This is a genomic window from Enterovibrio sp. FF113, from assembly GCF_041439165.1.
Classification (GTDB): domain Bacteria; phylum Pseudomonadota; class Gammaproteobacteria; order Enterobacterales; family Vibrionaceae; genus Enterovibrio; species Enterovibrio norvegicus_A.
The window spans coordinates 43,726-58,099 of the sequence record NZ_JBGONO010000005.1 but is presented as its reverse complement, the minus strand read 5'-3'; the positions used below and the strand labels follow the sequence as shown (position 1 = coordinate 58,099).

Annotated in this window: 12 protein-coding genes; 8 read left to right on the top strand and 4 right to left on the bottom strand. The window is 45.7% G+C overall.

The window, feature by feature from the left end:
• Window positions 1-118 precede the first annotated feature (118 nt).
• The 4 genes from leuO to ilvN all read left to right on the top strand — a co-directional run bounded on the left by leuO (window position 119) and on the right by ilvN (window position 5,936).
• A complete protein-coding gene (gene leuO / locus ACED36_RS05260) occupies window positions 119-1,066 on the top strand; it encodes a transcriptional regulator LeuO (protein WP_016958998.1) in 948 nt (315 codons plus the stop codon).
• Between the two features lie 319 nt (window positions 1,067-1,385).
• The gene (locus tag ACED36_RS05255) at window positions 1,386-3,182 is read left to right on the top strand and encodes a long-chain fatty acid--CoA ligase (protein ID WP_371732886.1); all 1,797 of its coding nucleotides are present in this window, start codon (window positions 1,386-1,388) and stop codon (window positions 3,180-3,182) included.
• A 538-nt stretch (window positions 3,183-3,720) separates the two neighbouring features.
• Window positions 3,721-5,439 carry an acetolactate synthase 3 large subunit gene (locus tag ACED36_RS05250; protein WP_016958996.1) on the top strand — a complete coding sequence of 573 codons (1,719 nt, stop codon included), beginning with the start codon at window positions 3,721-3,723 and terminating at the stop codon, window positions 5,437-5,439.
• Window positions 5,439-5,936: an acetolactate synthase small subunit gene (ilvN, locus tag ACED36_RS05245; RefSeq protein ID WP_016958995.1), complete on the top strand. Its 498-nt coding sequence runs from the start codon at window positions 5,439-5,441 to the stop codon at window positions 5,934-5,936. Before ACED36_RS05250 ends, ilvN begins: the two co-directional genes overlap by 1 nt.
• Before the next feature lie 183 nt (window positions 5,937-6,119).
• Here ilvN and pykF read toward each other — a convergent pair whose 3' ends face one another.
• Entirely contained in the window at window positions 6,120-7,532 is a 1,413-nt protein-coding gene (gene pykF / locus ACED36_RS05240; protein WP_017005184.1) for a pyruvate kinase PykF, read from the bottom strand.
• A gap of 650 nt (window positions 7,533-8,182) precedes the next feature.
• On the opposite strand from pykF, the gene ACED36_RS05235 reads away from it, so the two are divergent.
• Complete coding sequence (locus tag ACED36_RS05235) at window positions 8,183-9,616, top strand: sensor domain-containing diguanylate cyclase (RefSeq protein WP_017005182.1); 1,434 nt, start codon at window positions 8,183-8,185, stop codon at window positions 9,614-9,616.
• Between the two features lie 42 nt (window positions 9,617-9,658).
• Here the strand turns inward: ACED36_RS05235 and ACED36_RS05230 are convergent, their stop codons facing one another.
• A complete protein-coding gene (locus ACED36_RS05230; protein ID WP_016958992.1) occupies window positions 9,659-10,567 on the bottom strand; it encodes a sensor domain-containing diguanylate cyclase in 909 nt (302 codons plus the stop codon).
• 519 nt (window positions 10,568-11,086) lie between these two features.
• Here ACED36_RS05230 and ACED36_RS05225 point away from each other — a divergent pair.
• Together ACED36_RS05225 and ACED36_RS05220 are read left to right on the top strand one after the other, a co-directional pair.
• Window positions 11,087-11,299: a cold-shock protein gene (locus ACED36_RS05225; RefSeq protein ID WP_016958991.1), complete on the top strand. Its 213-nt coding sequence runs from the start codon at window positions 11,087-11,089 to the stop codon at window positions 11,297-11,299.
• Window positions 11,300-11,541: 242 nt separating this feature from the next.
• Entirely contained in the window at window positions 11,542-11,751 is a 210-nt protein-coding gene (locus tag ACED36_RS05220) for a hypothetical protein (protein WP_016958990.1), read from the top strand.
• Between the two features lie 116 nt (window positions 11,752-11,867).
• Here ACED36_RS05220 and ACED36_RS05215 read toward each other — a convergent pair whose 3' ends face one another.
• Window positions 11,868-12,503, bottom strand: a complete 636-nt coding sequence (locus ACED36_RS05215; RefSeq protein WP_016958989.1) for a PolC-type DNA polymerase III — start codon at window positions 12,501-12,503, stop codon at window positions 11,868-11,870.
• 157 nt (window positions 12,504-12,660) lie between these two features.
• Complete coding sequence (locus ACED36_RS05210; protein ID WP_017005178.1) at window positions 12,661-13,125, bottom strand: MarR family winged helix-turn-helix transcriptional regulator; 465 nt, start codon at window positions 13,123-13,125, stop codon at window positions 12,661-12,663.
• Between the two features lie 110 nt (window positions 13,126-13,235).
• Between ACED36_RS05210 and ACED36_RS05205 the strand changes: the two genes are divergently transcribed.
• Window positions 13,236-14,363 carry a twin-arginine translocation pathway signal protein gene (locus ACED36_RS05205; RefSeq protein WP_371732929.1) on the top strand — a complete coding sequence of 376 codons (1,128 nt, stop codon included), beginning with the start codon at window positions 13,236-13,238 and terminating at the stop codon, window positions 14,361-14,363.
• The last annotated feature ends 11 nt before the right edge of the window (window positions 14,364-14,374 follow it).

The following is a 14,374-nucleotide window of genomic DNA, read 5'->3' as shown; positions in this document are numbered from 1 at the left end:
CCGCTGTGCTCAATGGCATAGCTACCTAATCGCTTTGTAATCGCCTTTTTTAGGTGTGATAGCAGTTTGTATACATGGGTAACGTTGACACATTTACTCCCTTGTTCAAGGTTTAGGTATGACGCATATAGAGTCGACGAATAATTCTGAAAATCGCGCTGATACGACGCTGAGAAGTGTCGATCTTAATCTCATCACAGTGTTTGATGCGGTGATGCAAGAGCAGAACATTACTCGTGCCGCACAAAATTTAGGGATGTCGCAACCTGCAGTGAGCAACGCAGTGGCTCGCTTGAAAGTCATGTTTAATGACGAGCTGTTTGTACGTAATGGCCGTGGCATTAAACCTACCCAGCGTGCGCGCCAGTTATTTGGTCCTATTCGTCAAGCCATACAATTGATCAAGAACGAACTGCCAACGTCGGTGTTTGTTCCTGAAACGAGCAACCGTACGTTCCGACTGGCAATTTGTAGCCCATCGGACATGCGTTTTGTTCCGCAAATCCTGAACTCGATCAACCGCGTCGCTCCGGCCATTAATGTTCAGGTAGAAACCGAGTTTGATCGCGATATTTCTCGCAAGCTTCGTTATCAGGAAATCGACTTTGTGATTGATTACCTGCGTTTTGGCGAAACCGGTTTTTCTAGTACTGAAATGTTTAACGACGAACTGGTTGTGGTGGTCAATAAAAATCACCCACGACTGGCAGATAGCATTACAGCAAAAGCCTTGCTAAATGAAGCGCACGCAGTGCTAAAACACAACGGAGAAATGCTGAGTTATGCCGAAGGCTTCTATCGTGATGGTCGATACCGTGAAGCATACCAAGGCGTAAGTTTAAGCAATATTTTGTATGTCGTGAGCCAATCTGAATTAGTGGCGGTTGCGCCGCGCTGGATGGTGGAATCGGGTCAACATCAAACCAACCTTAAGACACTCCCACTGCCGTTAGAAAACAATCGCATTAGTGGTTATTTAAGTTGGCATGCCTCTGCTGAAAAAGACAAAGGTCACCTCTGGATGCGTGATCAACTGCTGTCGATTTGTGGTAACTCGTTGAGTTAATAGCCACATAATTATCTGTGGACGACCCGCCAAAGCCGACATTGCGTCGGCTTTTTGTTTATGTGCTTTTCCTTCGTGCATTCTTGATACGTATTGTTACAACTTCCTTATAATTTGAGAGAACAGGTGTACTCTGAAATGAACACTGTTCGTATTCATTTATGGTCGATTATTAACCGTGTTTCCGGCGCTTTTTCTTGTAATTGATGTAGGAGTCATTACACTGCAAGTCTAGTTTGAGCTTACAAGTGTTAGCTCATATTTTTGATGTTTCGCAAGGCATGCTTGCGGGGCATAAGATGTGCTGAGAGAGAATTGAATGGCGCTGAAATTTCATATCGTTAATCGTATCCGTGAGCAGGTAAAAGCGCAGGGAGATAAAACCGCATTGCGTTTCCAAACAGCGAAAGGATGGGGCGATATCAGCTGGCGTCAATTTGGTCAGCGCATCGACGATATATCGCGTGCAATGTTGGTATCAGGACTGGCTGTGCAGGACAAGATCGCTATTTTCGCGAACAATTGTCCAGAATGGACCATCACGGACATGGCAGCCCTGCAAATTCGTTGTGTGCCTGTGCCTATCTACCCAACCAACACGCCAGATCAGACGGCCTATATTCTAAAGGATGCGGGTGCGCGAGTGCTGTTTGTGGGTGACCAAACTCATGCAGATATCGCGATGTCGATTGCAGAGCAATGTCCGGCGCTTGAGCACATTATTAGCTTTAATGAGAACGTGGATTTTGCTGGCCACCCAATGGGGATGAGCTGGGAAGCATTCATGGCTCTTGGCAACGATAACGTTGAGCAAGAACTTCAAACGCGCATTGCAGATGCTGCGATGGATGATCTGACGACGCTGATTTATACCTCGGGCACGACAGGCGAGCCAAAAGGCGTGATGTTAGATTACGCGAACTTTGCTGCCCAGCTTGAAAGCCACGACAAAGTACTGTCTATCTCTGAAAACGAAGTGTCATTGGCATTTTTGCCATTGTCCCACGTGTTTGAGCGTTGTTGGACGCTATTCGTGTTGCATAACGGCGCAACCAACTGCTACTTGTCGAATACCAATGCTGTTCGTGAAGCACTGCAAGAAGTACAGCCGACAGTCATGTGTGCGGTACCGCGGTTCTACGAGAAAATCTATAGCGCAGTCCACGAAAAAGTGGCAACGGCGAACCCAGTGAAAAAAGGCATGTTCCATGCCGCTGTTACCATTGGTAATAAAATGGCAACGAGCATTCAGCAGGGCAAAAAGCCGTCAGCCTTGCTACAAGCAAGCTACCGCATGGCAGACAAACTGGTACTGAGCAAACTGCGTCAACTGCTGGGTGGTAAAATTAAGATGATGCCGTGTGGCGGCGCAAAACTTGAACCAACCATTGGTCGTTTCTTCCACGCGATTGGCATCAACGTCAAACTGGGTTACGGCATGACCGAAACCACAGCGACGGTTTCATGCTGGGACAGCGCGACGTTTGACGCGGATTCTATCGGATTGGCGATGCCTGGCGCGCAAGTGAAGATTGGCAAAAACAATGAGATTCTGGTTCGTGGTCCAATGGTCATGCGTGGCTATTTCAACAAACCAAAAGAAACGGCCGAAACCTTTACGGAAGACGGTTATTTAAAAACTGGGGATGCGGGACATATCGATGCGGCGGGTAATCTGTTTATTACCGACCGCATCAAAGAGCTGATGAAAACCTCTGGTGGCAAATACATTGCGCCGCAAGTGATTGAAGGTAAGTTGGGTAAAGACCACTTTATTGAGCAAATTGCCGTGGTTGCAGATGCGCGTCACTTTGTTTCTGCCCTGGTTGTGCCGTGTTTTGAAACACTGGAAGGTTGGGCGAAAGAACTCAACATTAAGTATCACGATCGCATGGATCTGATTAAACACAGCGACGTGGTCGAAATGTTTGAAAAGCGGATCACCGAGCTACAAAAAGAGTTGGCGAAGTTTGAACAGGTGAAAAAATTCACTTTGTTGCCGTCAGAATTCTCGATGACAAACGGTGAATTAACACCCACGCTTAAATTGCGCCGTAAAGTCATTCTTGAGCGTTATAAAAAGCAAATCGAAGCCATGTATAAGAAGCACATGTAATTCGGATTGCATACGGCAAACAAGCATCTTGATGTTGCTTGAGTCTAAACAGCAAATAAGCCCAGCGTGAATTTCCGCTGGGCTTTGTTTTATCTGGCTTTATGGCAGGGAATGTCTGTGTGTTTCATACTGTCTTATTCATGATACGATCGCTAATTAATGGCACTTTACGGACGACTTGAGGCAGTTTTGGTTCTAACTTGCCAAAAATGGCGTTTTGCTCGTCTACAAAAGGCTGACGCTCGAACACTAAATGTTGTCAACTGGTCTTATTTCAGCGGTAGATGCTGTCATAGTAGGCTGTAACAGAGTCTTTGCTGATGAAAAGTTCATCAGATAGAGTTTTACTGGGAATTTCGGTTAACCAATAGACAGATTTGCTAACAAAGCGTTAAAGTTGCAGTGCTGTTTTGATTCTTGTTACTACCGGAATCAAAGGCATAGCTGGCATGGGAAATTGGCAAGTAAGTCGTAAATGCCGAGTCTCATCAATAGGCTACAAATAAGTCCTAATACTATGCATACATGGAGGCGTATAGTGGAAATGTTATCCGGAGCCGATATGGTCGTTCGTTCAATGATCGACCAGGGCGTAAAACATATTTTTGGTTATCCAGGCGGATCAGTGCTGGATATCTATGATGCTCTGCACGAAAAAAGCGATATAGAGCACGTGCTCGTTCGTCACGAGCAAGCAGCAGTGCACATGGCTGATGGTTATGCCCGTGCAACCGGTGAAGTGGGTGTGGTACTGGTCACCTCAGGGCCAGGTGCAACCAACGCGATTACAGGTATTGCTACCGCGTATTACGATTCCGTTCCTATGGTCGTGCTTTCCGGTCAGGTGATGAGTAACCTGATTGGTAATGACGCTTTCCAGGAATGTGACATGGTGGGGATTTCACGCCCTATCGTAAAACACAGCTATCTAGTGAAAAATGCGGAAGACATTCCGAAAATCATCAAAAAAGCCTTTTATCTCGCATCGACTGGCCGTCCGGGTCCAGTGGTTGTTGACCTGCCAAAAGATATGCTGAACCCTGCCAATAAATTTCCGTATGAATATCCGGAAAGCATGTCCATGCGTTCTTACAACCCAACGACCACGGGTCACAAAGGACAAATCAAGCGTGGCTTAAAAGCCCTGCTTGAGGCGAAAAAGCCGGTTCTTTATGTGGGTGGCGGTGCCATTATCTCTGAGTGTGGCGAGCAAATTAAAACGCTGGCAGACACATTAAATATTCCGGTTATCAGTACACTGATGGGCTTGGGAGCTTATCCGAGTACGGGTGACAAATCGCTGGGTATGCTTGGCATGCACGGCACATACGAAGCCAACATGGCAATGCACAATTCCGATCTTATTTTCGGTATCGGTGTGCGTTTTGATGACAGAACGACCAACAACGTCGAAAAATACTGTCCGAATGCCAAGATCATGCATATCGACATCGACCCATCGAGTATTTCGAAAACGATCTCGGTGGATATCCCGATTGTTGGTTCGGCAGATGCGGTACTTAGCACCATGTTGAGGCTCCTGACCGAGCAAGGCGGCACGAACGATGCTGCAGCGCTTGACGCGTGGTGGAGCAACATCAATGTGTGGCGTGATCGCAAGTGTCTGGCGTATGAAACCAAAAGTGATCGCATTAAGCCGCAACAGGCCGTTGAAGCCGTCTATAAGCTGACGAATGGTGATGCTTACGTGGCATCCGATGTGGGTCAGCACCAAATGTTTGCGGCGCTGTACTACCCGTTTGACAAGCCACGTCGCTGGATCAATTCCGGTGGTCTTGGCACCATGGGCTTTGGCCTGCCTGCAGCCATGGGTGTGAAGTTCGCGCTTCCTGATGCAGAAGTGATTTGTGTCACTGGTGATGGCAGTATCCAGATGAATATCCAGGAGCTGTCGACCGCATTGCAATACGATATTCCCGTCAAGATTATCAACCTCAACAACCGCTTCCTCGGTATGGTGAAGCAGTGGCAAGACATGATTTATCAAGGTCGTCACTCACAATCGTACATGGATTCGGTGCCTGATTTCGCGGCCATTGCAGAAGCCTATGGTCATGTAGGTATTCGCATTAACGATCCGGCTGAGCTGGAAAGTGAGCTGGCGCGTGGATTGGCGATGAAAGACAAATTGGTCTTTTTCGACATCAGCGTTGATGAAACCGAGCACGTATACCCAATGCTGGTACGAGGCGGTGCGATGAATGAAATGTGGTTGAGTAAGACGGAGAGAACATAATGCGCAGTATTTTATCGGTTTTGATGGAGAACGAGCCAGGCGCATTGTCCCGTGTTGTTGGTTTGTTTTCTCAGCGCGGTTATAACATTGAATCTTTGACGGTTTCACCGACAGATGATCCAACGCTGTCTCGTCTTAACATTACCACGACGGTGGTGAGAGACTCTGAACGAGAGCAAATTGAGAAGCACCTGCATAAGCTCATTGATGTACTCAAAGTCAGCAACGTGACCGAGTCTGATCACATTGAACGTGAACTGGCGATGGTAAAAGTAAAAGCAACGGGTTTTGCACGTGCAGAAGTGAAACGCACCGCTGATATTTTCCGTGGTCAGATTGTTGATGTGACCAATTCGCTGTATACGGTTCAGCTAGCGGGTACGAGCGACAAGATTGACGCTTTTATTTCAGCAATGAAAGACGTCACTGACATCATCGAAGTCGCACGAAGTGGTGTTGTTGGTATTGCACGCGGTGAGCGAGCATTACGTCAGTAATCGCTGATAGCCAAAGCTCGATAAGCGCTGTTTAATAAGAAAAACCGAGGGTGGAAACGCCGTCGGTTTTTTTGTGAGGAAAGTTCAAGAGTAAGAGCAAAAAGCATCTCTCATCTTGTTACTTTTCTTTAGACGTAAAAAAAGGAGCCAATCGGCTCCTTTTTCAGCTTCAGTAAACGTCTCTTACAGAACGTGTACAGAAGAAGTGTTAGTTGTACCTGAAGCAACCAGTGCGCCAGAAACCATAACAACGATGTCGCCTTTCGTGCCAAGACCTGATTCTAGAGCGATTTCTTTACCTTGACGGTAAAACTCGTCAGTGCTCTCGTACTGGTCAACAACCACTGGCGTAATACCTTTGCTCAAGCAAAGTTGCGCAGCAGTTTTCGCGTTAGTCGTTACTGCGATGATGTTTGCAGTTGGGAAGTACTTACGAACTGAACGTGCAGATTTACCCGCTTCCGTTGCAACAACGATCAATGGAGCACCCAGCTTCTCAGCGGTGTCTACTGCGCCTTTACATACAGCTTCAGTGATGCGTAGACGAGCGCTGTCTAGACGTGAACCTAGCTCAGCTTTCAGTACTGAATCAGTACGCTTAGCGATTTGCGCCATGATGGTTACTGCTTCAACTGGGTATTTACCTTTAGCGGTTTCACCAGAAAGCATGACTGCGTCAGTACCATCCATGATGGCGTTAGCAACGTCGCCCGCTTCAGCGCGAGTTGGACGTGGGTTCTTGATCATTGAATCCAGCATTTGAGTTGCAGTGATAACAACTTTACGTGCACGGTTACATTTCTCAATCATCATCTTCTGCGCGAAGATAACTTCTTCAGCAGGGATTTCTACGCCCAAGTCACCACGAGCAACCATGATGCCGTCAGACAGCTCAAGGATCTCGTCGAAGTTATCTACACCTTCTTGGTTTTCGATCTTCGAGATGATTTGGATGCTCTCGCCGCCGTTAGCAGCAAGGATTTCGCGAATTTCTTTAACGTCAGATGCTTTACGGATGAAAGAAGCCGCAACGAAGTCAACGCCTTGCTCACAACCGAATACTAGGTCGCTCTTGTCTTTTTCAGACAATGCAGGAAGGTTAACTGAAACACCTGGCAGGTTAACGCCTTTGTTTTCGCCCAGATCGCCATTGTTCAGTACTTTACAGATAACGTCAGTTTCTGTGGTTTCCAGTACTTCCATTTCGATCAGACCATCATCAACAAGGATGATGTTGCCAGCGTTCAGGTCTTGAGAAAGACCCGTGTAAGTCACAGCAACGCGCTCTGAATTACCCACTACTGATGCGTCAGTAGTGAAAGTGAACGTTTGGCCTGCAACTAGCGCAACGTCGTTGCCGCCTTCTAGTTTGATGGTGCGGATTTCAGGACCTTTGGTATCCAGCAGGATTGCTAGCTGCTTACCAGTGTTCTTCATCACGTCGCGAAGGTTCGCGATACGCGTACCGTGTTCGTCGAAGTTACCGTGTGAGAAGTTCAGACGCATTACGTTCATGCCAGCATCAGCTAGCTTGGTCAGCATTTCTACTGATTCAGTTTTTGGTCCAATCGTACAAACGATTTTGGTCTTTTTCATGTAGGGTTCTCTCCGGTCGAGCTTTTAACCAAGGGACAATTGTTGCTGTAATCACGATTATTCACGCTCGATGTCTGTAATAAAACAACAAGCTAATACGTAGTGAGCAATAAGATTGCCCTTATGCTCTTACAGCGTTAATACAGATTCATGACACAGTAATTGTGTTGTCCAAACGGTGTTTATCGCTTGGACAACACAACTCACTCATGAAAGCGGACACAGTATACATTGTTTATGTGGCGGAAATTTGATCGCAGGCAATGGATAAAGAGTATTTCCTACCTTCATTCCATCATCCACTCAAATGATACAGGTACAGTGCCGCGCTCAAGGGCCGTAAATTTACCACATAAAATGAGGTAGATCACTAACTGGCAACGATTCAGCAAAGAGCCGTAAACCTTGAGGATTGAAGAGATGAATGCGGTGAAGAATAGGCATTTAGCGCGTTATTCTCCCAGTATTTACATGAAACTTAACTACATTATTCTTGTTGATATTCGGTTTTCTCATAAAGTTTCACACAAAAACCGAGACACTTCTCGTTATCGCCATTCAAAGGATAATCAGGGTAGGGGGACTCGCTTAAACTTTGCGACAATGTTATCAAATTATTCGCCAAGCTGGCACATTTCAAAGGAATGCATTTGTATCATCAATTGGTTACGCTGGCTTTAACCGCGGCCATAGTTTTATGGACGTCGGCCAGTGTTGCGATGCCTACGGTTGGCGAAAATATCCTAACCGTGACCAATTCACACAGTTGGAAACCGTTTGCATTTGTAGAAGATGGTGAGCCTAAAGGGTTGCTCGTGGACTATTGGCGTCTTTACGGAGACGTGAATCAGGTGCCCGTCGAATTTATACTCTCTGATTGGAATGACTCCTTAGAACATGTCGCTCAAGGGGGAAGGAAAGTGCATGCGGGGTTACTGTATTCATCATCTCGCGATCATTTTCTGGATTACACGCTACCACTTTTCGAAATATCGGCTTCCCTTTATATCGCTAACGACAGTGAGCAACTGAAAACGCCAAATATTCTGCCTGAGATGGAAATCGGTGTGGTGCGAGGTGGATACGAAGAAGAGTACCTAAAGTCGCGATATCCGTTGGTCAAGTTGGTGGGCTTTGATAACAACGCCAAACTAATAGAGGCAGGACTCAACGGCCAAGTAAATCGTATGTTGCTCGATACTCAAGTCGCGACCTACTACTTATCACAACGGACTGATCCTTATCAGTTCATACCTATTGATATTCTCTATACCAAGATGATTTACGCCGCGGTGCCAGAAGACAATGAAGCGTTGCGAGACGAAATTATCGCGGGAATGAAGAATATCCCACAGACAGAAATTACGCGCATTGAGCAGAAATGGCTGAACACGAGTCATGTGTTTACGGTACCTGGATGGGTTTGGCCTTTAGGGTTAGTTTTGATCGCTTTGGTGACATTTAGTTATATTGTCCTGCTTCGTCAAACGGTTCAGCGAAAAACACGCGACCTGAAGGCACTCAACAAAAAGTTGGAAGCGTATGCATTCACGGACTCGCTGACCGGGCTGTTGAATCGTCGTGGGCTTGAAAAAATGTTTGAAGGCCGAAAAGTAAAGGCATTGATGAAAAGCCGACAATTGGCGGTGTTAATGATAGATGTCGATCATTTCAAGCGAATTAACGACAACTTCGGTCATAGGAAAGGTGATGAAGTGCTGATCGGCCTAGGCAAAGCATTTGAACACTCACTGAAAGAAGGCATCGCGTTATCGCGTTTAGGCGGCGAAGAATTCTGCTTATTATTGGAGGTCAAAAACCGGCATCATCTCGACGCAGTCACCGAATACATTCGTTGTCGTCTTGTCCCTAGCGCTTCGCAACGCGAGTTGGGATTGGAGGTGAATGCATCGATAGGTGCTGTATTGGTAGATACAAAACGAGGACATTTATCGCTGGATTCACTGATCCACCAAGCGGATAAATTGATGTATTTGGCAAAGGCAGCAGGGCGAAATAGTGTGAAAACGAAATCGCTGTCGAGCGAGGGAAAGCAGCACCATGCATTCGGTGTATTGAGTTAACGTGTCGAGTGATTGCTATGTGTTAGTTCACCAATGTGTAAATCAGTCAGGTAAGCAAGGTGTTGGCGCTGAATCGTCAGCGTCATTGTTGATGACCTGGTTACGCCCAGACTCCTTCGCAATATAGAGAGACTTATCTGCGCGTAAACTGGCAGAAATAAACCCTTCCGCATCGCTGATTTCAGTGGCACCGATGGAAACGGTGACATTTATAGCCAGAGGCTGCTTATTTAAATGACTGACACGGACGGTTAAATCTTCAATTCGACCGCGCAACATTTCGAGGCGTGCGCAAACGTCTTGCCTATCATCAGCCCAAATAAGTAGCGCAAACTCCTCGCCACCTAAACGAAAAGCACACTCTTCTGGTTCGGTGAACTCCTCGATAATACGTGCGAGTTGCTTCAGGACAAGATCGCCAACGGGGTGACCAAAGCTATCGTTGATACGTTTAAAGTGATCAATATCGACCATCGCCAGGTATTGGCGGCGCTGAGGCGTGGCATTGCGTTCATTGAACAAATCGAGCAAGTAACGACGATTATAAAGGTTCGTGAGATCATCCCGATTGGCCATGTCTCTTAATGTACGCTCTCGGAATACCTGATCGGTTACCACACTCACGAAGGTACACATTGCTTTTTCACCGAACCAATCAATCACTTTATCTGTGATTTCCGCAATCATCGGATTACCTTTCAAATCAGTGTGATTGATGACTTCGGGTGGGGTCGGCGTGCCTGTTTCAATGGCATGCTTGTAGCGACGCTGTGCCTCAGGCCAGTGTTCATCTTCAAATAACACTCGAATACTTTCTAGATTCAGCACCTCTTGGGCGTTCGACATGCCACTAAATTTCGCAAACGCATTGTTCGCGTACTTAGGTACGAAATCGATGTGGATCACACAAGGGTTAGGATGAATATCTAAAATGTCTTTGAAATCTGGCATCGCATGGGCAAGGTATTAGTCAAAAGAGTGTGAAACTTATCATTTATCCATGTGTAAACTGCGATGTGTTTCAAGAAGTTGGGATTATTGTCATGTTTTTCTCGATGTCGAGATGAGTGTGTTGCATATCTACAGATGTAACGGCTGACTATATAGTGAATCGAATTGATAATGAGACAATGAAGTTGTCGGGTGAATGCTAGCGACCGTTCGTGACAGACGTAAAAGCCCTTTATAACGATGTGGAAATTCTATCATCATTACTCAGGCGGCTTGTTGAAGGGGGATTTGAACGCGATAGAAAATAAATCTCGCTATTTTAAAATTGCACGGTATAGTGATGGCTGGCTCTTAGAAAAGAGTTGTTAATGCTACATTTAGTATAAGTTTCTTCTCAGCTACTTCTCGATACCCTTCGTTTAATATTCTGCGTCAAATTTGTCTTCATCGAACATTCAATAGCTTTCATTATCAGCCTTCATTAAATAATTCATACATATATAAAAAATAGAGGTCACTATGTCTGCTAAAACGACTGGTACAGTAAAATGGTTCAACGAAGCGAAAGGTTTTGGTTTCCTTACTCAGGATAATGGCGGAAAGGACGTATTCGTTCATTTCAATGCAATTGTTTCTGATGGCTTTAAAACCCTAGCCGAAGGTCAAAAAGTTAGCTTTAACGTAGAAGATGGTCCTAAAGGCCTGCAAGCTAGTGAAGTAGCAGCGCTATAATTTAGCGATGCATAATGGCGCACTGTGACAACGAATATTGATCATGTTGCGTCATTAGACCTTTCAGTTTTCCCCGAATAACCCAATAAAATCATTTTCTAAACGCGTCACATACTCTCAGTATGTGCTGAAGCGAACCTGTAGAAAATAATAAGGAATATTATGTCCCGTAGAACAACACGCCAACGACACTGGTACCAATTGTCACGTGAAAAAAAACAATTAATAACAACGAGTGAATAATGCTAAAAATTGATTTCCATTTAGAACAAGAAAACGCATCTTGGAACGCAGAAATACATCAGCTAAACAGTGACGTTTTAAAAAGGCACATATTGCCAAAGATAACATCGACTAATCGTAATATTGATTTCGAATACTGTGACAAAACATGCTCAGGAAAAATCATTGAGCCGAGTGGCAATGTTGTCGGTGATTTTACCGTACATTAATGCTTTAAGCATTTCAGCGATAACCGCCCCGCTAAAAACGCATAGAGAGCGAGACTTATACAGAAATTCGATCTTGTCGTCAGACTGACACCCATCGATAATCACCAAGTATCGCTCTAACTTCCCCGTACTTTTCGAAACACACCGTCAAGCGCCTGTTTACTCGTCTTACTGATCGTCTGCATCAACCTAAACTCAGGGTTGCGAATGTGCTGCTGATCCAACTCGTCGAGCATAAGCATCCATAGCTTTGCGGTCATTTGAGCATCCGCCAATGCGCGGTGAAAGACGCCATCATGATCAATACGTTTAAACCGAACCAGCTCGCCAAGTTTATGACTGGGCGCATCCTGAATAAGACGCCGTGCAATCAGCATCGAACAAGCGAACTGGCCGGAATAGCCGACATTAAGCGGCTCTAGCTCTGCATCCAAAAAGCGTTTATCGAATGACGCGTTGTGTGCAACAAGATTACTTCCCGCAATAAACTCCCCAAACTGTGCCATGACTTCAGCGCAAGGCTGTGCCGTACGCAGCATGTTATTGGTGATGCCGGTATACCCTTCAATAAAGCTACTGACCCGAAAGCCTGGGTTCATGAGCGCCTGAAACGTATCAACAACTTCACCATCAACCAGTTTTACCGCACCAATCTCGATCGCTCTGTCGCCCATATTGGGTGATAAGCCAGTGGTCTCGAAATCGAGCACGATAACGCTGTGCGCGGGTGTATGTGCAAGTGTTGATGACATGAAAATGACCTTGTTAATACATGAAAGGAAAACGGTGGGAGTATATACCCAATCAATCTCAAGATGCTTGCTCAACGAGAATTTGTTGGCGACAGGCGCAGCGCTGGTTTGAAAGCACTCTCGTTTTACGTTGAGGATCGCGTTGTCGTAGTGAGCATTATGATGCGTCTCTGTTATTGTCCAGCCACGCTTTTAGTTTATCTGTGTGTTGAAGCATTTGGCGCATTTCATCGTTTTCCCACTGGTCAAAACATTGATTAATCACGGGAAGAAAACTGGCGAAAGCAGATTGCACACGAGCAAGACCATCCGCATTGATTTTGATCCACTTCTTCCTGCCGTCCGCATCATCTTTTCTAATATCAACGAGCCCTTGCTCTGCGAGCTTATTGACGACTTTGGTTAGCCCTGGCTGGTTCATTTGCATCACCTGAGCAAGCTGACTAATGGTCTGCTCTCGCTCTGGCTGGTGCGAAAAGTGATTCAGTAAATTGAACTGTGATTGGTTTAACCCGCAAGGCTCAAGTGCCTTACTCAGCCACGCATCGGAAAGTTGATTTATGATCCCTAATGAAATCATTATCTTAAAGGACAATCCCTGCTTTTCTGTCAACATATGCATCAAACCTCTTGATAAATATTCCGTGGAATGTATATTTATTCCATGGAATGTAGTTTAACAGAGCATAAAAAAAGGGGATAGCGGTGAATAGACGGAAATTCATTAAAGTGATGGGGGCAGGTGCAGTTGTTCTAGCAGCGGGACCTGTTGTTGTAAGCCAAGTGTCGGGTGCAACGTCTACATCATTTAGACCCACTCATACCTATTCAGATATTCGGAAAACCCTGATCAGCTATGCGATGTTATGTCCTAATCCACACAACATTCAGCCATGGAAAGTTGCCTTTGAAGGTAAGGACACGATATTACTTTTCGTCGATAGCGACAGGCTTCTCCCTGAAACTGATCCTATTCATCGTCAAATTCACATTGGCCAGGGCACATTTATTGAAAGCCTCGCCATTGCCGCCAGCCATTTTGGTATTCGAGCGAACGTTCAATATTTTCCTCTTGGTGAATACAGCAACGAAGAACTCGAAAACAAACCCGTTGCGGCAATCACACTTCAACTCGATGAAAGCGTGACGCCAGATCCGCTGTTCCCATACTTGATCACTCGGCAATCGACCAAGACCGAATACACCAATGAAATGTTGAAGGATGTAGAGCTGAACAAGATAGTCAACATCGCGACAGATGGAGATTACCGTATCGAATTGGTGCAAGACGACAACGCTAAAGAGGCAATGCGCGGTTTCTTAAATCAAGCCATGTTCATTGAAGAGCAGAACGCAGACAGAAGCATGGAGACGATTGGCATGTTCCGTTTCAATGACAAAGAATACGCCCAATATCGAGATGGTTTTGGGCTTCCACAAAGTGGCGTGACAGGCGTAAAACGTTGGATGGCAGAAACATTCTTTGTCACCAGAAGCGCGGCGGAGAGCGATCCGGCCAGCTTTGGTAAAGAAGGTATCAAGTTAACGGAAGCCGTTACCAACAGCACACACCACTTCGCACTGCTCGTTAGCAAAAACAATACGCGTAAAACGCAGGTCGAAGTTGGTCGCTTATACAATCGCATTAACCTGCTGACAGCAACGATGGGGATTGCCCAACACCCGATGAGCCAAATTTTGCAAGAGTACAAAGACATGCTGCCATTGCAGATGGAATTTAAGCAGTATTTTGGTGTGCCCGAAGCGGAAACGGTGCAGATGGTATTTCGGCTTGGAAAAGCGAAACAAAACACGGAATCACCGAGGCGAGAAGTTAACGCTCTGATCATCAATGCCTAATTAGGGCATTA

Bases quoted from the DNA above. Each gene is read 5' to 3' on its own strand.
- ACED36_RS05210 (WP_017005178.1), bottom strand. From the start codon at position 13,125: ATGCATATGTTGACAGAAAAGCAGGGATTGTCCTTTAAGATAATGATT.
- ACED36_RS05225 (WP_016958991.1), top strand. From the start codon at position 11,087: ATGTCTGCTAAAACGACTGGTACAGTAAAATGGTTCAACGAAGCGAAA.
- ACED36_RS05220 (WP_016958990.1), top strand. From the start codon at position 11,542: ATGCTAAAAATTGATTTCCATTTAGAACAAGAAAACGCATCTTGGAAC.
- ACED36_RS05215 (WP_016958989.1), bottom strand. From the start codon at position 12,503: ATGTCATCAACACTTGCACATACACCCGCGCACAGCGTTATCGTGCTC.
- pykF (WP_017005184.1), bottom strand. From the start codon at position 7,532: ATGAAAAAGACCAAAATCGTTTGTACGATTGGACCAAAAACTGAATCA.
- ACED36_RS05230 (WP_016958992.1), bottom strand. From the start codon at position 10,567: ATGCCAGATTTCAAAGACATTTTAGATATTCATCCTAACCCTTGTGTG.
- leuO (WP_016958998.1), top strand. From the start codon at position 119: ATGACGCATATAGAGTCGACGAATAATTCTGAAAATCGCGCTGATACG.
- ACED36_RS05205 (WP_371732929.1), top strand. From the start codon at position 13,236: ATGGGGGCAGGTGCAGTTGTTCTAGCAGCGGGACCTGTTGTTGTAAGC.
- ilvN (WP_016958995.1), top strand. From the start codon at position 5,439: ATGCGCAGTATTTTATCGGTTTTGATGGAGAACGAGCCAGGCGCATTG.
- ACED36_RS05255 (WP_371732886.1), top strand. From the start codon at position 1,386: ATGGCGCTGAAATTTCATATCGTTAATCGTATCCGTGAGCAGGTAAAA.